The sequence below is a fragment of the Promicromonospora vindobonensis genome (assembly GCF_042685865.1).
In the GTDB taxonomy this organism is placed as follows: Bacteria; Actinomycetota; Actinomycetes; order Actinomycetales; family Cellulomonadaceae; genus Promicromonospora; species Promicromonospora vindobonensis.
In genome coordinates, this window is the sequence record NZ_JBHUOG010000001.1 from 1,043,238 (window position 1) to 1,063,205 (window position 19,968).

The 19,968-nt window shown below is 70.4% G+C and carries 17 protein-coding genes; 4 read left to right on the forward strand and 13 right to left on the reverse strand.

The window, feature by feature from the left end:
* The first annotated feature begins 697 nt into the window (after positions 1-697).
* Positions 698-3,151 (forward strand): helix-turn-helix transcriptional regulator, encoded by a 2,454-nt coding sequence (locus ACFS27_RS04960; RefSeq protein WP_377180734.1) that lies wholly within the window; start codon positions 698-700, stop codon positions 3,149-3,151.
* Here the strand turns inward: ACFS27_RS04960 and ACFS27_RS04965 are convergent.
* Positions 3,123-5,903, reverse strand: a complete 2,781-nt coding sequence (locus tag ACFS27_RS04965) for an RNA polymerase sigma factor (RefSeq protein WP_377180736.1) — start codon at positions 5,901-5,903, stop codon at positions 3,123-3,125. The genes ACFS27_RS04960 and ACFS27_RS04965 overlap by 29 nt on opposite strands.
* A 171-nt stretch (positions 5,904-6,074) precedes the next feature.
* Between ACFS27_RS04965 and ACFS27_RS04970 the strand changes: the two genes are divergently transcribed.
* Positions 6,075-6,839 carry a hypothetical protein gene (locus ACFS27_RS04970; protein WP_377180737.1) on the forward strand — a complete coding sequence of 255 codons (765 nt, stop codon included), beginning with the start codon at positions 6,075-6,077 and terminating at the stop codon, positions 6,837-6,839.
* On the opposite strand, the gene ACFS27_RS04975 is transcribed toward ACFS27_RS04970, so the two are convergent.
* The 7 genes from ACFS27_RS04975 to ACFS27_RS05005 all read right to left on the reverse strand — a co-directional run bounded on the left by ACFS27_RS04975 (position 6,805) and on the right by ACFS27_RS05005 (position 14,763).
* A complete protein-coding gene (locus ACFS27_RS04975; RefSeq protein ID WP_377180738.1) occupies positions 6,805-7,536 on the reverse strand; it encodes an RNA polymerase sigma factor in 732 nt (243 codons plus the stop codon). The two genes, ACFS27_RS04970 and ACFS27_RS04975, sit on opposite strands and share 35 nt — an antisense overlap.
* A 248-nt stretch (positions 7,537-7,784) precedes the next feature.
* Positions 7,785-8,012, reverse strand: coding sequence for a hypothetical protein (locus ACFS27_RS04980; RefSeq protein ID WP_377180739.1), 228 nt, complete (start codon positions 8,010-8,012; stop codon positions 7,785-7,787).
* Positions 8,013-8,119: 107 nt separating this feature from the next.
* Positions 8,120-9,298, reverse strand: coding sequence for a non-hydrolyzing UDP-N-acetylglucosamine 2-epimerase (wecB, locus tag ACFS27_RS04985; RefSeq protein WP_377180740.1), 1,179 nt, complete (start codon positions 9,296-9,298; stop codon positions 8,120-8,122).
* 140 nt (positions 9,299-9,438) lie between these two features.
* A complete protein-coding gene (locus tag ACFS27_RS04990; protein ID WP_377180741.1) occupies positions 9,439-10,026 on the reverse strand; it encodes a hypothetical protein in 588 nt (195 codons plus the stop codon).
* A complete protein-coding gene (locus tag ACFS27_RS04995) occupies positions 10,023-10,190 on the reverse strand; it encodes a hypothetical protein (RefSeq protein WP_377180742.1) in 168 nt (55 codons plus the stop codon). Before ACFS27_RS04995 ends, ACFS27_RS04990 begins: the two co-directional genes overlap by 4 nt.
* A 115-nt stretch (positions 10,191-10,305) precedes the next feature.
* Complete coding sequence (locus ACFS27_RS05000; protein ID WP_377180743.1) at positions 10,306-10,608, reverse strand: hypothetical protein; 303 nt, start codon at positions 10,606-10,608, stop codon at positions 10,306-10,308.
* A gap of 81 nt (positions 10,609-10,689) precedes the next feature.
* The gene (locus ACFS27_RS05005; RefSeq protein WP_377180744.1) at positions 10,690-14,763 is read right to left on the reverse strand and encodes a DUF7507 domain-containing protein; all 4,074 of its coding nucleotides are present in this window, start codon (positions 14,761-14,763) and stop codon (positions 10,690-10,692) included.
* 307 nt (positions 14,764-15,070) lie between these two features.
* Between ACFS27_RS05005 and ACFS27_RS05010 the strand changes: the two genes are divergently transcribed.
* Positions 15,071-16,723, forward strand: coding sequence for a helix-turn-helix transcriptional regulator (locus tag ACFS27_RS05010; RefSeq protein WP_377180745.1), 1,653 nt, complete (start codon positions 15,071-15,073; stop codon positions 16,721-16,723).
* 34 nt (positions 16,724-16,757) lie between these two features.
* On the opposite strand, the gene ACFS27_RS05015 is transcribed toward ACFS27_RS05010, so the two are convergent.
* From ACFS27_RS05015 to ACFS27_RS05025, 3 genes are all read right to left on the reverse strand, one after another.
* The gene (locus ACFS27_RS05015) at positions 16,758-17,774 is read right to left on the reverse strand and encodes a hypothetical protein (RefSeq protein ID WP_377180746.1); all 1,017 of its coding nucleotides are present in this window, start codon (positions 17,772-17,774) and stop codon (positions 16,758-16,760) included.
* A gap of 138 nt (positions 17,775-17,912) precedes the next feature.
* Positions 17,913-18,350 carry a hypothetical protein gene (locus tag ACFS27_RS05020; RefSeq protein WP_377180747.1) on the reverse strand — a complete coding sequence of 146 codons (438 nt, stop codon included), beginning with the start codon at positions 18,348-18,350 and terminating at the stop codon, positions 17,913-17,915.
* Position 18,351: 1 nt separating this feature from the next.
* The gene (locus tag ACFS27_RS05025; RefSeq protein WP_377180748.1) at positions 18,352-18,534 is read right to left on the reverse strand and encodes a hypothetical protein; all 183 of its coding nucleotides are present in this window, start codon (positions 18,532-18,534) and stop codon (positions 18,352-18,354) included.
* A gap of 270 nt (positions 18,535-18,804) precedes the next feature.
* On the opposite strand from ACFS27_RS05025, the gene ACFS27_RS05030 reads away from it, so the two are divergent.
* A complete protein-coding gene (locus ACFS27_RS05030; protein ID WP_377180749.1) occupies positions 18,805-19,059 on the forward strand; it encodes a hypothetical protein in 255 nt (84 codons plus the stop codon).
* Between the two features lie 363 nt (positions 19,060-19,422).
* Here ACFS27_RS05030 and ACFS27_RS05035 read toward each other — a convergent pair whose 3' ends face one another.
* Both ACFS27_RS05035 and ACFS27_RS05040 read right to left on the reverse strand, forming a co-directional pair.
* Positions 19,423-19,656 (reverse strand): hypothetical protein, encoded by a 234-nt coding sequence (locus ACFS27_RS05035; protein WP_377180750.1) that lies wholly within the window; start codon positions 19,654-19,656, stop codon positions 19,423-19,425.
* A gap of 138 nt (positions 19,657-19,794) precedes the next feature.
* The gene (locus ACFS27_RS05040) at positions 19,795-19,923 is read right to left on the reverse strand and encodes a hypothetical protein (RefSeq protein WP_377180751.1); all 129 of its coding nucleotides are present in this window, start codon (positions 19,921-19,923) and stop codon (positions 19,795-19,797) included.
* Positions 19,924-19,968: the final 45 nt, after the last annotated feature.

Genomic DNA, 19,968 nt, shown 5'->3' on the forward strand with positions numbered 1-19,968 from the left:
TCGGATGGGAAGGTCACGAACGTCGTCCGGGGAGTGCGCGGCCGGGACCGCTGCCGAAGCCGTGAACAGCAGACCTCCCGCGGTGACGGCTGCGACAGCACCTGACCATGCAGTCCGCAACACCCGGTGCGGGTTCGAGCCGGAGACGGGCTTGGTGACCTTCTTCGCCTGGTACTTCACAGTCGCTCCCTCGGTCGGTGCGTTGCTTCGTGGTGCGCAGTACACGTAGGTCGCATGCGAAAGTCCTGCCACGCGCTCATGGCGCGCCCTTTGCACTCTCCATAGGACGTCGAAGTGAGCACTCCCCGTCGGCTGAGACGGCAAAGATCATCAGCCGCTTCATCAGTTCGAGGACGAACACGGGGATCGAACGCGCCTGGGCCGAGGCGATCGCTGTGACCCAGGTCACGTGACACGACCCCGGCTGGACGTCGTCCTACACGAGTGTGATCCAATCTCCCCGCCCGATGGGCGCGTGCCTTGCCCGGCCCTTCCGTCCGACCTGCTCCGGCGTGCCGAGGAACGTTTGCCCGCGCTACCGGGGGGCGCGCTCCGCAGGCCGACGGTCGAACGGGCCCTCGACCACGCGTTGCGAACCGATGCCACCGGGATGGTGCTGCTACGCAGCCCGGGCGGCACAGGCCGGCGCACAGCCACCGCACTGTGGTCCCGTCGATTGATCCGTGACGGACGGACGGTGGTCTGGGTCGACGTCCCAGAGTCCGACCAGGTGGACGGCGACGCCCTCGGCCTCCTTGTGCATCACCGGCTCCTGGACGTGACCGCCGAGGAGCCGCAGACCGCCGGTATCGCCGAGGCGCTGACCGGCGAGAGCCTGGCGGCGGCGCTCGACGCCCACGGTGCGGTGCTCGTCGTCGACCGGCTGGGGCCGACGTCGGGGGAAGCGTTGGTCTACCTGGACCGGGTCGCGCGGCTGCTGCGCCGGGGCCGCGTCGTCGTCCTCACTGCTGCGCCGCTCCCGGCGTCCGTCCCGACCCTCGACGGCCGGATCCCTGCCGGCGAGGCGCCGAAGCACCTGGAGCTGCTCCTGCACGATCTCGCCGTCCGTCCCGACGAGGCGCAGGCGGCGGCCGCCGCGCTGGGCGCGCCCCTCAGCCGGTCGCAGGCCCGCCTGCTGGTCACTGCAGCAGCAGGGTTCGCCGCCGTGATCTACCCGGTGTTGGAGGAGGTACGTCGCGTACACGCCGGCGACGTCGCGGTCACGGACGACATCGTCTCGACCATCGCCGCCGCGCACCGCGCTGCCCTGCTCCGTGCCGCTCTGCCCCCTGAGGCGATCCGGGTGCTGGTCGAGGCCAGCCTCGGACCTCGGTTCAGCCGGACAGAGCTGGCGTCGACCGGCCTGCTCGCCGAGCTCCACGGCGCACCCGCCTTTCTCGATCGCCTCGTGGACGCCGGCCTGGTCCTCGACGATCCGTCCGTACCCGACGACGTCCTCGCCGTGGAGCCGAACGCACGCCGTGCCTTGCTCGACTACGCGCGCGGTCGAGGCCAGGACGAGCTTCATCTGCGGGCGGCAAAGGCTGCACGGCGGAGGGAGCAGGCGGGCGATACGCGAGGAGCCCTCCTGGTCGGGCTCGAGTCCGGCGACGCCGAACTGGTGCGCGACCTGCTGCAGAACGGGTGGACGGGCGTGCTGGACGGACACGATCCCACGCTGCACGAGGCGCTCTGGGGCGCGGCCGCTGCGGTGCCTGTCCACCACGTCCCCGCGGAGCTACGGGCCCTGCTGTCGGTGACCCGGCGCTCCCCCGGTCGGCCCGGCACGCACGAGACCTCCACCACCCAGCTGACCGGTCCCCAGCGGCCCAACGGACCTGAGGGCCACCTCCCGACGTTCGCCCGGATCGCGCGCCTTCGTCGTGCGGGTCGCACCGATGACGCGCTGCGCCTGGCACGTGGCCTGCTCGGCCCGGCCCGCGGCGGGCTCGACCTCGAACAGGTCCTCGTCGGGCTGCAGGCCGCTGTCACCGCCATCGAGGCGGGCCTCCTCGACGAAGCCCTGAGGTACGCGGAGAGCGTCCACCAGGGAGCGCTCGGCTCCGGAGCACTACCGCTCGCCGCAGCGGCAGCCGAGCTGGCGGCCCTCGTCCACGCGCTCGACTCCGGCGTGCACGCTGCGGCCGACTGGTCTGCCGAGGTCGATGCGCTGCCCGAGCCACCCGCCTGGTGGCGGCACGCCGTCGGCGACCCAGCGGCTCTGGCCTCGGCTCTCGTGCGCCTGGAGCGGTTCAACGACGACCTGCCCGACGACCTGCTCGACGCAGTGCAGGATGCCGCCCAGACGGAGCTGTGGTTTGCCGGCTTGCACGTCGAGGCAACGCTCGCCGCGCTGCGACGCCAGGAGGAGCCCGCCGTGAACCAGCTCCGCGACACGCTCGCCCGGCGTGGGCTCACACCGTCGGAGGCGGAGCCGTCCACGGACCATCTCCAGATCCCGCCACTCCTCGCACTCGACCTCGGCCGGCTCTACCTCGGGCTAGGTCGGGGCACGATCGCCGTGGTGATCGCCGGCTCCCTGACCGGGCGCACTCCCGCGGCTGCCCTGCTCGACGCCCGGCTGCGTCTCGCGCAGGGGCTGCCGCACGACGCGCTCCTGGCGACCACGGCCGTCGGGCACCAGGGCTCGACGGCCGGGGCCCGCCTCGAGACGCACCTGCTGGCGGGCGAGGCGCTCACCGCCATCACCGACGGGACGACGGACGACGCCGACGTGCGTCGCGAGCTGGCCCACGCGACTGCCCTGGCACACCAGCTCGGTGGCGCCCTGCCCTTCTGGTGGGCGTCGTCCGACATCCTGCGCCGGATGGCCGAGGATGCGCCCGAGCCCGTCCGGGAGAACATCGCTCAGGTGCTGCGCCGACGCGGAGGGCCGGCCCCGGTCGAGTTCGTCGTCGTCCCCGACCGCCAGCTCGTCGTTCTGCACCGCTTGGCCGACGGCCTGACCTCGACCGAGGTGGCGAAGGCGTCCTTCGTCTCGCACAACACGGTCAAGACACAGATTCGCGAGGTCTACCGGCGGCTCGGTGTCCACAACCGCACGGCGGCGCTCCGGCGGGCCCGGGAGCTGGGCCTGCTGGACCCCATAGTCCGCGCCAGGCTCAGGGCGGGCTCCCCGTCGTCACTGTGACGACCCCGACGACGAACGCGTCCCCGTTGGTCTCGATGGCGGTGAGCTCCGCTCTGGACGACGTCAGGGACACCGGCTCGAACGGCTTCACGTCCACTCCCAGGGAGTTGGCGTAGGAGGAGCCCCAGGCCGTCGAGTCGAACGCGTTCTCGGCCGAGCCGGGCCCGGCCGGCCCGGCGCCGTCCCACCGGAGCGGCACCATGGGGTCGCCGTCGAACAAGAGCTGATCTCCGGGGGCACTCCGGTCCCCGTCCCACACGACTGCGCCGACCCGTGCCACCGAACCAGGGCGGCCCGCCACGGCAAAGGTCGCGGGGCCGGCCTCGGGCGACACGGGCATCAGCCCGTCGTAGACGATCGCGAGCCCCGAACCGCCGGGCACGGTGCCGGGCGGCCGATGCATGACGACGAGGGCCCAGCCCCCGTATCCGCCCATCGCCTCGGTGGCGCACACGTCGGCCACACCCCAGGTCCCGGCTCCGCCCGACCGGACGAGGTCGGTCACATCGGCACTCGCCTGGTACGCCTGCGCCCCTGAGCGGTCCACGACGAGGTCAGAGGTCCCCCCGACGGGTGCAAGAGCGGCTCCCGGGGGCGCCACACGGACCGGCTCCACCACGCCGTCGCACCCTCCCGCCCAGTAGAGCCGGGCGGCCAGGACCTCTGCTCCTGCGGGAAGGTCCAGCTGGGCCGTGGACGAGCGGGTTCCCGTGCCCAGGGCGTCGACGGAGACCATGTTCCAGGCATTGTTGTTCTGCGAGGAGCCGGTGGCGGTACCGTCCGCCACCGCCGCGCAGCCCTCGGCGGCCGGGTCGCAATGGAGGACGGGCGCTCCCGCGTGGCTGACCTCGACGGAACCGGTCGCCACGTACCGGGCGGCGAGTGCGCCCGCCCGCACCGGTACCGACCCGTGCACACCCGTGGGCACGACGCCGTCGCCACGCACGTCCAGCCGCACGTCGACCTGGCCCTCCACAACCTCAGCGGCGACCAGGACGGGTACCAGCATCGTCGACGGCTCGCCCCCGACAAGAGTGTCGACGACGCAGCTCACACCACCCGATGCCCCCGCACCCGGGATACAGGACCACTCCGAGACCGCACGGGTGCTGCCCGCCACATCGAGCTCGACGCCTGCGGGCAGCGTGACGTCGACGGTGACGGGACCGGTCGGCTCGGCGTCCGGGTTGGTCACCGTGGCGCCGATGACGCCGGGCCGGCCAGGCACGAGGTCGCCCAGGTCCTCGTGCTCGACCTCGAGGACCACGGGTGGCGGCGTCGGCTCGGCAGGCGTTGTGGGTTCCGCAGGCGTTGTCGGCTCGGCGGGCGGCGTCGGCTCGGCGGGCATTGTGGGCTCGGCAGGCGGCGGCTCGGCGGGCGTCGTCGGCTCGGCGATCGGAGCCGGATCAGGAGCGGGGACCGGTTCGGGAGCTGCGGGCAGGCCGGGCGTCAGGCCCGGGTCGGGGCCCGACGTCGGGGCGGGTGTCCGGTCGACGACCGGCGCACTACGTCCCGGTCGTTCCCAACGCACCGCCGCGTCCTCAGCGCCACGGATGTCCTGCGCCGCCTCACGCGGACCAGCGCCGGGCGTCGGGGAAACCTCAGGGCCGGGTGCCGGGACCGCTCCTGCGGGATCGTCGGTCTCCGCTTCGGCATCGTCCTCGCCGGCTCCGGCTCCACCGCCGGTCGGCTGGGGCCCGGGTACGGATCCACCGGAACCCGGAGCAGATGGCGCTTCCGCGACGGAGACCGTCGCGTCCGCCGGCACGCCACCCACGAGACCTGACGCCGCGACGGTCGACAGCACCACGGCCGACAGCGCCACGGCCACGGCGCCGAGGACGATCGTCCGCCGCCCGACGCGCGGCCGCGCCCACCACAAGCGTCGGCCGAGTGCCTGGGACGCGAGCCCCGTCCTGGGTACCGGACCCTCGGCGTCGGCATGGGGACCCTCGATCTCGCCGGCGGCCGCGATCGGAAGGCCGAGCGGAAGCAGCAGACCGCGCATGCGGCGCTTGAGGTCCCGCATCTGGTCGACGGCCGCTGTGCAATGGACGCACGCCAGTACATGCATATCGATTCGATGGTGCACGGGCACAGCCAGCGTCTCGTCGACGTACCGAGCCAGGTGGGGGACGTAGTCCTCGCACCCTGGCGCCACCCGGTCCTGATGGGCCTGGAGGTACTCCCGCCTCAGCCGTCCGCGAGCCCTGCGGGCCAACGACGACACCGCGTTCGGCGAGACGCCCAGGAGGGGGCCGGCCTGTGCCGGTGGCAGGTCGTGGACGTCGACGTACCAGAGGACGCGCCGCCAGCGTGCGGGCAGCTCGGCGAACGCCCGCCGGACCCGGTGGTCGTCGTCGGCCCGGACCAGAGCGTCGGGGTCACGGTGCGGGCGGTCCACCACCTCGGCCTCGGCGGGCACCGCCTTCTGCTGCGTCCGCAGGAACCCGATGGCGGTGTTGCGGACCGTCGTCATCAGGTACGAGCGGACGTTCGTCACCGGACCGCCTCCGCCGCGCACGGCCGACAGCAGCGAGGTGAACGACTCGGCAACGACGTCGTCGACTGCCGGTCCGTGACCGACCACCTGTCGAGCGACCCCCGCCGCCCTGCGGTAGTACCGCGTGTAGAGCTCGGCGAACGCCTGGTTCTGCCCGGACCGGAGGCCCGCGAGCAGCTCCTCGTCGGACGTGGACCCCGCGGCACTCTCCTGCTGCCGCGACGGGGTGGAGCTGGTCGTGTCGACCATCCGCGAGCGCCCCCTGGCACGTCGATGGAGTTGTCCTGATTGCGTAGAATACTACCGCCCGGTACGTGCAACCGCGCAGGTCAGTTGGGTGATCCGGGGGGTGATTCTGCGTCCGGGGGCGGCTTCGGGTTGCGCCGTCACCACCGTGTTGTGCCAACGTCTAGCCCGGCGATGAACAAGAGACCCGCAGGAGACGACGCACTCGGCACGCTGTGCGCGCGATGGCGCAGACACACGGTTGCCGAGGGCTGGCGTATGCCCGAGGACTGGTCGGCACCGGCAGTCGTTCCGCTGGCGCACGCGGTTCTGCACGGGCTCCCGGCGGAAGCGCCCGCTCAGGCCCTCGGGACGGCCCGTGCGCTGGCCGATGTCGGCATCACGGAGGGACTGCGCGATGTCGGCACGCTCTACGAGCTGTGCTCGGAGACCATTCCCTTGTCCGTCACGCTGGCGTTCGCCGCAGCCTGGGAGACCACCGACACGGGACCGGACCCGGAGGTCGCCGCGCGAGGTATGAGCGGGCTTCCGCAGCACGCCGAGTTCCTCGCCCGGGCGGCCGACGTCTACGCGGGCATCGACAGCACGCGGGAGGGCGGGTCGCTCCTCCTGGTGACCATCGACGGCCGGGTCGGCAAGATCGGCGCGGCTGCCCGCCTCGTCCGGTGGAAGCGCGATGTCCTGCTGGGCGAGGCCGTCCGCCTCGCCTTCAGCGAGAACTACCCGACCGGCTACCGCGACGGTGTCGCCGTCGTGGTCGGTCGGTCCGAGCCCGCCGGCCACGTGCACGCGGCCGTCGTGCGGGCTCGGGCCACGCTGGCCAGCCTGGCCGAGAAGAACCCGAGCATCCTTCGGGCACCGATCCGGATCACCGTGCAGCCGCTGCCCGAGGACGTCGCAGCCCTCAGCCGTCTGATCGCCCAGCACGATCCCGCATAACCGGTACCAGCTGCCGGTACCCGGGGTCCGCGGCCGCGCGTCGGCCACCCGTACCGTGCTCATGGACGCGCTGTGCGACGAACCGTCGGATCGACTCGCGGGCCCGCACGAGCAGAGCCGCGACGGCGTTCTTGGAGATCCCCAGGTCGGCGGCCACCCTCGCGATCGGCACTCCCTCGAACACCGTCAGCTGCATGGCGTACCGCTGGCGCGGTGGGCATGCCGCGAGCCCCTCCAGCACGTCGCCGAGCTCCATGGCCGACAGCGCCGCGGCGGCCGGGTCGTCCGACGCCGGCAGGTCGTGCGCCTCGTCGATCACGGTGGTCGGCGGTTGCCTCCGGCGAGAGCGGTCCGTCGCGATGTTCCGCACCGTCCGCGCCACGTAGGTCTTTCCGTGCTCGCGAGGGCCGCGCCCTGCGCGCAGCAACGACAAGATGCGCACGAACGCCTCGGCAGCCAGGTCGTCGGCGTCTGACGGGTTGCGGGTGTAGCGCCGTGCCACCTTGAGCGCATAGGGGTAGTGCCGCCGCCATACGAGGTCCACCGCAAACGTGTCGCCGGCCTTCGCCCGGCCGAAGAGCTCGACGTCACCGAGCTCCTCGAGCTGGTCTTCGCCGTCCCCCTGCACCTCGGCATGCCCACGTCGCTGCTCCATCAGGCCGATCTCGCGCTGCCACGCCGTCGTCGTTATCGGCATCCCAGTCCCCTCCTCGCGATGACGGTCCGGAGGTTCAGCAGGACCGTCGGCGCACCTGTGTACGCACGGGGGAAGACGCTCGACCAGCTCTCGCGTGTCGCGGCTCACCCTGGTGATCGGGAGGGTGATCTGCCTGGTCAGAGCGCTAGGACTGAGGATCCGGCTGATGACATGACCGTGGCCCCGCACGACAGGCTGCGGGGCCACGGCACAGGATCCGGCCCGGTTGGACCGGTCCCCGGAGCGGGTCAGGCGGTGCGGCGTCGGGCTGGGTTGACGGCCAGGAGCACGTGCCCGAGGGCGAGGAACAGCATCGTGGCCTCGAGATAGCGGGAGGTCGCGAGCGACGCCAGCACGAGGGTGCCCAGCGCCACGAGCAGTGCGCCGACCGCGGCGCGGGTCATGACCCGCGACAACCGCACCAGCCGCACTGCCTCGTCCGGCAACGGCGGAGCATCGGTCAAGAGGTAGGACATGCGAGTTCCCTTTCCGGTGGGTACGCGGCTCCTGCTGAAGGCTCGGTTCATGCCCGAGAACCCCAGCTTCCGGGCATGAACCGAGCAATCAGCAGGAGCCGAGCGGGTCAGCGAGCGAGTGCGTGCGCGGTCCACCCGGTGGCGTCGTCGGTCCGGCGGCCGGCGAGCAGGTCGTCGATGACGTTGGCCACGCGGCCGGCGGCGTGACCGTCCCCGAACGGGCTCGGCGCCGACGCCATGCGACGGTGCAGCACCGTGTCGGTCAGCAGGCCGACCAGGGTCTCGGTGATGCGTTCCGTCACGGTGCCGACCAGCACTCCCCCACCTGCGTCGAGAAGCTCGGGGCGCTCGGTGGCGTCACGGGTGATCACGACCGGGACGCCGAAGGCGGGCGCCTCCTCCTGGACGCCGCCCGAGTCGGTGACCACGACGGTCGCCCTGGACAGGATCCGGGTGAACTCCTCGTACGGCAGGGCGTCGATCAGCAGGATGTTCGGGGAGCTGAAGACCGTCGGCACGATTGCCTCCCGCACGACCGGGTTGTCGGTCAGCGGCACGATCATCAGCACATCGGGGAACAGGTCGGCGACCTGGACCAGGGCGCGCGCGACCCGCTCGATCCCGTCGTCCCAGGACTCGCGCCGGTGGGCGGTCACCAGGACCAGGCGACGGCCCTCCTGGATGGCGGCCTCGATGACCGGCTCACTGACGGGGCCCGAGCGGGACGCGGTATGCATCAGGGCGTCGATGACGGTGTTGCCCGTGACGGTGACGTGATCCTCGGGCACGTGCTCGTGGAGCAGATTGCGGGCCGCGAGGTTCGTCGGAGCGCAGTGCCGTGCGGCGATGGTGGTGATGAACCTCCGGTTCGCCTCCTCGGGGAACGGAGAGTAGATGTCCCCGGTGCGCAGGCCCGCCTCGACGTGCACCACGGGGATCTGCCGGTGATAGGCGGTCAGCGCCCCGGCAAAGGCCGTAGTGGTGTCGCCCTGCACCACCACGGCGTCGACGGGGTGCGCGTCGAGATACTCGCTGAACCCCCGTACGGCGCCGATGAGGACGTCGTCGAGCGAGTAGCCGCGCCGCAGCAGGCCGAGGTCGTGGTCAGGGACGATGTCGAAGAGCTGGTTGACCTGGTCGAGCATGGTGCGGTGCTGCCCGGAGGTCACGACGCGCGGCAGGTGGGTGCTGCGGCGCTTGAGCTCGTTGACGACCGGGGCGAGCTTCACGGCCTCCGGCCGCGTTCCATAGAGCACTGCGATCTCGCGGCGAGCTGTCTGGGGCATGCTGCTTCTCTCTGCTCGGACGTAGGGCTCGCAAGCACGAGCCGACGGGACCGACGCAGCGGGGCAGGAGTGATGACGCTCTTGCTGTGATTTCTTGGGTGAACCGGTATCGAGCCGTCTGGGCAGCGACGCTTCGGCCCTCACGCGTCCCCCGTCGGCCGCGCCGACGCCAGCAGGCCGCCCGGAGTGAAGAGCAGCGAGCACAGGCACAAGGTCGCGATCATCAGGACCGGGCCGCCGACCGTGTGCATCATCCAGCCGAACCCGGTCTCACCCCAGCGGGCGGTCGCCTCGACAGACAGGATCGTCCGCGCCGTGCTGACGACTCCGAGCGTCGTGATCGTGACCAGGCCGGCGACCAGCAGCCCAGCCACGGGCGCACGACGCCACAGGAGCAGCATCAGCGAGGTCGCCAGGAGCGCGCCGCCCACGAACCACGCGGCCGAGACGGGTCCGGCGACGAGGACGCTCGACCACACGGGCACCGCTCCCGCCGCCGACTCGTAGTAGAAGACCGGCTCCGCCGAGGGCACCGTCGTCGGCCGGGAGAACAGGTGCTCGAGCAGCCGGGCCGTGAGTACCGCCTCGCCGTGGCGAAACCGGTCGGCAGCCACCAGGACTGCGACCCCGAGCACCGCTACGGGCACGGCGGCCACCACGCGCGGGCCGATACTGGGCGGCAACGTACGCGACTCGATGATCACGATCTCGACCGACGCTCCGCTCACCGCTCGCCCGCCGCGGCGGCACGACGACCGATCCTGCTCGCGCCGACCACCGTGCACCCGTGCGCGACACGGACGATCCCAGGATGCGCGGTCGACAGGCCGGCGAACCCTGCAGCGGCGAACCTGCCTGCGCCGACGGCGCCGGTCGCGGGAGTGTTGCGCATGGTGTGTGCCTCTCAGGACGCGGACCGCGCGGTTCAGCGGCCCTGCTCCTGCGATAGACGCAGCCGAGCCGCAGTCACGACGGCCGAGCGCTGTGACACACGTCACGGTGCATGCCTACCGCACGAGCAGCCGGCCTGCCGTGTCCACCATGACCAGGAGCACTGCCACGTTCAGCACCGTCGTGACCAGGCGGGACAGGTAGACGGCACGCCACAGGACGACGAGCGGACCCCCTGCCACCAGCACGCCCCCGGCCACGTGCGACGCCGTCGCGTCGATCGAGCTCAGCACGAGCACGCCGAGCGCCACGAGCACCGCGCCCGCCGTCACTCGGTTCAGGACCGCAGCAAGGCGCACGAGACGGACGGCCTCTGCTGGTACCTCTGCCGGGGGTGCGGTCATCGGTGTCTGGTCCATGCCCACTTCCCTTCGATGGGGCGGAAGCCCTGCCCACAGCCGGGGGTGTGGGCTGCGGGCAGGGCTTCCGGTACGGAGGCGTCAGCCGATGGTGCGGCGGTGACGCGAGATGACCAGCGCGGCGGCACCGAGCAGGATCAGGAGCGCTGCTCCTCCGGCGATCCACCCGATGTTTGCGCCCGTCATCGCGAGGGGCGACCGGTCGCTCGGCGTTCCAGGGTTACCGGGGTCGCCGGGCTCGTTCGGTGTGCCAGGCTCGGCGGGCTTGCCGGGCTCGGCAGGCTTGCCCGGCTCCTTGGGGGTGGCGCACGCGTCCGCGCTGTCGGTCAGGTCGTTGTGACCGATACCGGCGGTGTTCGCGAACCCGCCCGGCTTGCCGGAGCCGGACTCGGGGCACGTGAACGTGGACTCGTTGGCGGCGTCGCCGTCGACGGTGGCCTGGACCTTGACCCGGTACGTGTGGGTGGCTCCCGCACGCAGGTTCACGGCGGTGGCGACGACGTTCGCGTCGTCACCCTCGACGCCCTGACCGGTCCACGACTCCGCTGCGGTCACACCCTTGGGCGTCGCCGTCACGTCCGCGGACGTGACGTCGATGCCCGCACCGAACCGCAGGCGGTCGGTGAGCGTGTACTTGCCGTCGGCGTCACCGCTGTTGGTGGCCTTGATCTCGTACGTGATCGTCCACTTCCCGTCCTTGCCGGCGACCGGGTCGCCGACGACCGACTTGGTGATGTCGATCGACGGGATCGGCGCGCACGCCTGATCGTCCTCGACCTGGCCGGCCGGGTCGGTCATCGCGGACGTGTTGTTGAACGCCGTGTCGGAGTCGTCACCGTCGGCGCCGCACGTGGTCGGGTCGTCCGCCGTGCCCGCACCGGGCACCTGCAGCGGGACGTCGGCGATCACGGTCAGCTCGTACCGGTGTGGCTCGTAGTCACCGTCCTCGTTGCCGAGGAGCGGCACCGCGGAGGCGACGGTGAGGTTCTTCTGACCGTCCCAGGCCGGTTCGGCCAGCGTCACCCCGTCGGGCGACGTCGTCACCTCGGCCGAGACGATGGCCGCCGCGTCGGCGAAGTGCAGCTCGTCGTCCAGCGTGTACGACGTGGCCGCGGCCTTCGTGTTGGTCACCTCGATGCCGTACACGACCTCCCACTGACCGTCACCGATCGGCTCCGCCGAGATCAGCGTCTTCTCGTGTGCCGGGTCACCGACGATCGTGAGACCTGCGGGGTCGCAGTTGATCGTCGGCGGGTCCTCGGTGTCGTCCGGCTGGGCGGCCTCCGCGCAGGCGGTGTTGACGATGCTCTCGCCCGTCGAGGCGTCAGCGGTGATCTCGAACTCGTGGCTCTCCGAGCCACCGGGCTCCAGCGAGTCGATGGTGAACGAGCCCAGGTCCGGCTGCTTGTCGTCGGAGACGACGACGTCGGTCAGCGTGCCCTGACCCGTGTTCTCCACCACGATCCGGTACCGGATCGTGTCACCGTCGCGGAAGACCGGGTAGTCGGCGACATCGTTCGCGTCACGCCAGGTGCCGTCGAGGTCCTGGACGTACTTCTTGAGCGACGCCGAGTACATCGTGCCCATGGTCAGCGGCTCCGACGTGCGCATGACGAGCCGGGTGTGCTCGGCACGAGCCTGCGAACGGTTCACCCAGGTGTCGCCCGGGTCCGCGCCCTCGGTCGCGATGTTGACCTTGAAGGCCAGCGTCTCGCCCGGAGCGAGCTCACCACCGATGACACGGATCGCCGTCGGGTTGGCGGGCATCGTCGTGGACCACACGGCCGACGGCTCGCCCGCCGCACCGTTCGACTCGTCCGCCGGGTCGTCGGAGAGGGTCGCCGGGTCCGCGTCGGTGTAGTACACCGTCGCGCCCGCCGGCACGTCCACCCCCGTCAGCGCATAGGTGCCCTCGAAGCCCGTCCCGCGGCCGTCACCGTTGTACGGGAGGATGTCGATGGTGTCCGTGTAGGCCTGCGGCAGCGGGTCCTCGGACTTGAGCGTCACCGTCCACGACCCCGTGCCGTTGCCCGAACCGTCCGGGTTGGCGATGAACCACTGGTCGGTGGTCTTCGCGATCAGGGTGTTGCCGCTGGTGCTGACCGTGACCTGAGCGGTCGCGGGACGCGACGACTCACCGGCCAGGGAGCTGGTGGCGGTGTTGGTGAGCACCTGGCCCGGCACCACCGAGTTGCCGGCCACCGCCTGGTAGGTGAGCTCCTGCTCCTCGTTCGTCGGCACATCGTCGATGGACCAGGTCAGGACCTGCTGCCCCTCGCCGTTCGTGGTCACCGTCGGCTCCGGGTCCGCCGACCCGCCGACGTAGGACATGCCCACCGGCAGGGTGTCCACGATCGAGTAGTCGTCGACCGTGTCGGGCAGCGCACCCGAGCCGTTGGCCGAGTACGTCAGCGTGAACGTCGCCGGCTCACCGGGCCTGACCACTGCCCGGTTGACGCTCTTCTGGATGGCGGGGGTCGCGTAGATGATCCGGAGGATGTCGCGGCGCCCGTTCGTGGACGGGTAGCGCGCTCCCGGCGTCTGTGCGATCGGGCTGGAGTCCCACGGTTCACCTGGGCCCTCCCACACACCGCTGACCGGGTTGTACACCGAGCCGAACATCCACACGTCCTGACCGGTGGGGGCGTCGGCCTGGATCGTGGGGTAGGCCCGGAGCTGCATACCGTGCCAGCCTTCGTCCGTGGCCAGCGAGTCCGGGAAGAGGATCCGGACAGCCTGGATCGTGGTCAGGTCCGCAGGTTCCGTGGTCGTCCAGTTCGCCGGGTCGCTACCGCAGTTGAACGTGTTCGGGTCACCGACGTCGCCCACGTAGTACTCGAGCGCTGGCGGGTTGTCGAGTGCGCCCGACCCACCGCCGTGGTTGAAGCCGAGGATCATCGGTGCCTGGCCCTCGGGGACCGGGCTGAAGTCGACGTAGTCCGCGTCGAACACCAGGCACTGCCCCTGCTGCGCGGTAGGGGCAACAGGCAGACGGGAGGGGTAGTAGTTGTTGAGGTACTGCATGACCTGCGTCCCGGCCGAGACGCGGTAGGTGTCGTCCCAGTTCGTGCCACCGGCGCCGGTGAAGCCCCGGTACCACGGTGCGGCCCAGCTGCCAGGCAGCACGTAGGTCTTGCTCGTGGAGTTGTTGCCGGCCAGGTCGGTGGACGTCAGCCCTGTCGTCGACGTGTACGTCGGCGCGTTGGACTGCAGCGTGATCGAACCGGCCTGGTTCGTTGCCACGTGCAGCCAGATGCTGCCGCTGGCGATGTAGCTCCAGTCGGTCGGCAGGGGGGCACGCCCGACCGTCGAGTCGTACTTCGGCACGGTGGCGAGGTCATAGTTGATGCCGCTCAGCGTCAGGTCGAAGACTCCTGACTGGCCCGCGACCGGCGTCAGCGTGCAGTTGTCCACGAAGGACGTCTGCTGGTCGGCCGGGTAACCCGGCAGCTCCGACCAGGGAACACCGCTCGCCCGGTTGGAATCGAAGGGGGAACAGCCCACGACGCCGCGGTTGCTCGTCCCCACGGTCACAGTGGCGCCGTTGCTGTCGGCGAGCTGCAGCCGGTAGGTCACGGAGTCCGGGCCCTGGTCCGACCCCTTGCCCAACCGCAGCGCCCACTGCAGGTCGACGTCGACCGTCGTGTAGTCCTCGTTCCAGTGGTAGTACTCCGTGTTGCCGCCGAACTGCATGTCCAGCGCGAAGTCGTTCGCGATGTCGATCGGGTCCAGCGGCTGCTCCTGGCCGTTGATCTCGCCGACAGCGGTGAGCTGCTCACCTGTCGCGCCGTCGACGACGACCGGTGTCTGCACCACGACGGCGGTGCCCTGCACGACGGTGCCCAGGTTGCAGGTCAGCGTCTTGCCGTCCTCGGAGATCACCGAGACCGGATCGACGTCCGCCGTGAGGCACACGTTCGGGACCTCCTCGAACAGCCCCTTGTCGAGGGTGGCGGAGAACGTCACGTTCTCCACCGGCTCGTTCGCCGGCGCCTCCTCGTCGTCGTTGACGTTGACCCGCCACACGGCGTTGACCACGTCGCCGCGGCCCACCGTCGCCGGCGTGCCCTCTTCCCACTCACCCTCGATCTCGTACACGGTCTCGGCGAACGCCGGCGGCGCCGCTGCGGCGACGATCCCTGTCGCGGCCGTCATGGTGGCCAGCGTTCCTCCGATCAGGCGCCTGACCAGACGCTGTCCGCCGCCCGGTGCTCTCGGCGTCCTCGTCCGTTGACGGCTTCTCATGCGACCGGTGCGACGACCTTCAGACGAGCTCTGCATGGGTGTCCCTTCCTGTTCGCACGCGCCTGTCGCGTGCCTCTTGCACTCCCCATAGGACGTCGATGTGCGAGTCGCTCGTCGCCTGAGACGGCAAAAATCATCAGCCGCATCATCAGTTCTGACATCAATTTCACCCGCTCTGACAGCGCGGTCACTTCGCGGGAGAGGCAGGATCCGAAGCGTGCCCACCTCACCTGATGGACTGGACTCACTCACCGACACAGAAATCCGCACAAGCCTCGGATCCGGAGACCTCGACCGGATCGAAGCCCTCTTCGACGCCCTCTGGTACGACCTGGCGAGCAGGTTCGCGCCCGAACTGCTCCGGGCGGTCGAAGGCATCCCCTCCAGCGCGTTCGACGCACGTCCCCGACTGCTGCACGCCGTCCTGCTCGGCTACCACCGCATGAGCTATGCCGAGGGCGAGCACCAGCAGCTGCGCCGGGCGCTCCAGTTCTACGTGGTGACGGGGCAGCGCTACAGCAAGCGGCTGCCGTCCCTCACCCGGCCCGGCGACCTCGTCACCGCCGGTGCGGCCGCAGTCATCTCCGGGCGCATGCGCGGGGACTACAAGGGGGCCGAGCACCTGGGTGCCTGGACGGACGCACAGGTCAGGCTGGGTACCGTCCGACCGGCTCTGCCCTGGCTGTCGGTCCGAGCAGCGGCCCGTCCAGGATGGCTGTCAGCGGAACGTGGACTCACGGCGATGCTTGCCGGCTCCCTCGACAGAGCGACCCAGCTGTTCACGAGGGCGCACGACGAAGCGGGCGACCCGCCCTACGCCCACTACGCCGGGACCGCAGCCGCTGCGAACCTCGCGCTCCTCGCCGCCTATCGAGGCCACCTCGATCTCGCCCGCACCTGGCTCGCGACGCTCGAGAGCTCGGGTCCCCTTCCGGACTGGATCCAGCACCTGACCACCGTCGGCGCCGAGATCGCCCGCGCGCTCATCGCCATCGACGAGGGCGACCCCACCACGGCGGCGAGGCTTCTGAGCCGGATCGGGGCGGTGACACAGAAGGTGGAGCTCTGGCCGTTCGTGGCCTACGCGAACGCCGGCTACGAGGCGCACTACGGCGACCCGCACAAGGGCCTGCGGATGCTCGACACGGCGCGCCAGCAGCACGGTGCCCTCCGACCCGATCCGACAACGATGACCGGAGAGCTCGTCCTACGCGCCGAGGCCAAGCTCCTCCTGAGGGTCGGGGCCGGCACACGTGTGCTCAGCCTCGCCGACCGGCACGCCGAGGTCGAGGCGCTGATGCTGCACGCTACCTGGGCCCACCTCCTGGCCGGAGAACACCACGAAGCGATGCGGATGTCCGCCGAAGCGCTCCAGCACCACGACCTTCCGGTGAACGACCAGATGGGACACCACCTGGCACTGGCCATCGCCAGCCTGCGGACGGGCCACCCCGAGCGCGGCGCTACCTCGTTCCTGGCGGCGATCCGCCTGCGGTCCACGCCCGCCCACGTCTCGCCGTTCCTCGCACTGCGGGACGACGAGCTCGACGAGCTCTCCGCGCTGGCGTTGGTGCCGAATCCGCTGCTGCTGCACAGCGGCGCGATTCCTGCCCGACGCAACACACCGCCGTCGGGCATGCTGGTGCACCTGACCCCGCGCGAGAGCGCGGTGCTCCGCGCTCTGAGCGCCGGCGCGACCGCCGAGCAGACGGCAGCGCAGTCCGGCGTCTCGGTCACCACCGTTCGGAGCCAGATCCGCAAGATCTACCAGAAGCTCCGGGTCTCGAACCGCAACGAGGCGCTCGCCAGAGCGCAGCATCTCGGGCTGCTCCGCGTGCCACGCCTCACGTCGCACGACCGTGCGGGATGAGAGGGCTGGTCCCTCCTTCGACGGCGGGACCCATTCAGAGCTCGACCGCCGCCACGCTGAGGTAGAAGGGCGCGGGAACCGGGAGCCGTCGCCCGCCAAGAAGGCGCTGGAGGAGAAGCCGGGGCCAGGGCGGCGTCGCACGCACGCCCGTCGCATAGACGATCGTGCGGTCAGGCCCTGCGGTGCGCAGCACCCCAGGGCCGTAGACACCGCGGGCAAGGGACTCGGGAGTGCCGGGATCGTCCGTCCGCACGACATGTCGCGGCTCGGACCAGCCGGCGCGATCCGCGGTCAGCTGTGGCGCCACGCTCACCCACAGGCCCTGCGGGGGAAAGCCACCGGTCCCGTGAATGTCGGCGCCACGTGCGAGGACCATGAGCCAACCATCTGGCGTGCGCGTGACGGCGTTGTCGAAGAACCCCTCCTCGGATGTCGCGAACACCCGTGGTTCGCCCCAGGCGATCCCGTCAGCACTCTCGCTGACGTGCAGCTCATAGTCCGGCAGCTCACCCGGGCCGATCTCGTGCTGGTTCGCTTGGAACCACATGATGTAGCGCCCGTCATCCTGGACGACAAGGGGCTCGAGCACACTGAGCCGTGGCGCGACGCCTCGGATCAGGGGCTCCGATCGGCGCACCCACCGCTCATCGATGTACTCGAGCACTCCGATGGCGTACCGGCTCTGAGCGCCGTACTGCTTCAGGGAGGCGCGTCCGGTGTAGTAGATCCGCGCGGGATGCCCGTTGGCGGCCGGCACGTAGGACGGTGTGTGCATCCCGGCGCCGTCCCATGCCCCTCGCGGAGGATCCGCGGCCACGGGGCGTGCGCGCCCGTGGTTGTCGGTCTCGATACGCCAGGTGGATGAGGCTGGATCGGCGGTCTCGGCGGTCTCGGCGGTCTCGGCGGTCTCGGCGGTCTCGGCGGTCTCGGCGAGCGTGGCGACGTACAGGCGGTTCCGGAACGTGGTGCTGAACCCACCGAGGAACATCGTGGGGACACCGTCGATGACATGAACGTCCGGGTCACCCAGGCCGAGGAGGCCTCGTGGCATCGGGCCGTCCACCATGTCCCACAACGGGACCCACCGCGACGTTGAAGGGGGATTGACCATGACGACCTCCGCGGAATCGAACACGCCAGAGCGGCGCGGACTCCCCTGCAGATCAGGTAGGTCGTTGAATCGACGATATCAATTGCGAACCACTTCCTCCGATTGCTCTTCGAAGACCGCGAGCGGATCGCCGGGTGTGTCATCCCGACCCGGGTGTCCGGGCCGCGCCAGCCATCCTGACGCAGGCAGGTCACCGAACCGCAGGTACGGTCCGTAATTGGTGTCGAGGACTCCGTCGAGGCCGTCTGCCACTGCCAGCACGAGCGGCCTGACCTGTTCGCGCGCGCCGTACTCGATCATCACCGCGTGCGCCCGGCCACCAGGCAGCACCCGCTCGAGCACGCCGACGTCGTACTCGACGAGGACCGCGTCCGTGGGATCGACACCGAACGACGCACCGGCCACGGTCAGGCGGTCAAAGACCGGCTCCGGCTGGTACTCCCCTGCCGTTCGAAGACGTTCGAGGATCACCGCCTTCGTTGCGGAGTCGGACAGCAGGATCAGGGTCGGGCGCATCTCATGTGCTCCCTCGGGTCACGTCGGCCACGTCCCGCATCCTGATCGCACGCCGGAACCGGGCGACGGCATCGTCAGCACCGCGTCGAGCGAGCTCGGTAGCCGCATGTCGCAGTACGACCACGTCCGGTCCGACGACGGCGCCGTCCGTGTCGCTCGGTTCTCGCTCGCGCTTGCTGTACACGCCTTCTCCTCGCTCGTGCCCGGCCGTTCCACCCGGTTCGAGGCCGAACCTACCGCCCGTCTCTCGTTGGTCCCTGCCTCACAGGATGGAGGCTGTAGCGGCAGTCCGGCGGGTCCGCTGGCCTCTGGAGCGACGGCGGTGCTCGTGGGGCTCTCGGCCGGTGTGCGGCTCTCGATCAGAAGGTCGAGCTGGCTGCCGGCGGACCCTCCTCGAACTCGGTGCCGGCTTGGTGCGCGGCCGCAGGCAACCGGGTCGGATAGCGTGCCGACCATGACCGAGACACCGGACGTCAGCAGCGACCAGACCAGCAATGACGAGCACATCGTGCAGCTCATTCCCGCCGACGTGTGGGTCGCCGTCTACAAGGACGACGACACCGAGCTGCGCGCGCCACTGGTGGCCTGGGCGCTGCGCCGCGACGGCCAGGTCGTCCCGCTGGACACCGACCCCGAGGGTGACGTCGGCGACCCCCGAGAGACCAGCAACTTCGACCGCGTCGAGCGGGTTGTTGATGGGCACAACTAGCGCTCGCCGAACAGCTTCGTGAGGTAGCTGTGCAGGCGAGGCCGGCGGGAGATCACCGGGCCAGGCCGACGGAGCATGCTGCCCGCAAAAGGCCCATGCCGGACTGTTCGCGTCCATGGGTGTCCACGACACCCCAGGACGCAGAAGAGGCCCGGCCGACCGCCCAAGGGCGGCCGAGCGACCAACTAGAAGTTGATCATGTGGTTTGGGGGCGCTGGATCGTTGGGATTCCGCGGTTTCTAGGTTAGCGGACGCGGGGCGTGCCTGCTGCGTGCCACTCGAAGATCAGGTGCTGGCATTTGCACCGAGACACCACTTCCCCGCGCGGCTCCACCTAGGCTCTCAAGGTTCCCGTGTGCGAAGTCAGGCGACCCAGGGGCCGAATTTCTCCTGCATAGGCTCCACCCGGCCGAATGGCAGCTGATACGCCTTCTGCACCACCGAGTGCAGTCCCTTGGCAGTGCCGCAGATCGCTGCGGCGGCCACCTCGACGTTCACTTCTTCGGCTCGTAACGGAAGTCCGAGGTCCTTGCGATCGGCGTATTGAACGCAGTGCTCGCAGCCACACTCCACAATCACCGTAAGACGTCGGTACATGATTCTGAAGTCACCGAGCCCATCCTCTCGCCACCATCAGGTGTAGTCACACCGTACCTAGGCGATACCTAACGCGCGGACCACCAAATGAGCCACAACCTCCCCGCGCTGTCACGTCCGTAAGCTTTGCCTACCCGCTCAGCCGGCCCTGCCGACAGCCGCCCGCACCTTGTCGGCCGCGACCGACGAATCCTCGTGCTCCCAGAAGCGCAGGACGATCCAGCCTCGATCGGCCAGGATCTTGTCGGTCTCCGCGTCACGCGCCATATTCCCGTCAAGCTTCTGCCTCCACCGTACGGAGTTGGCCCGGGG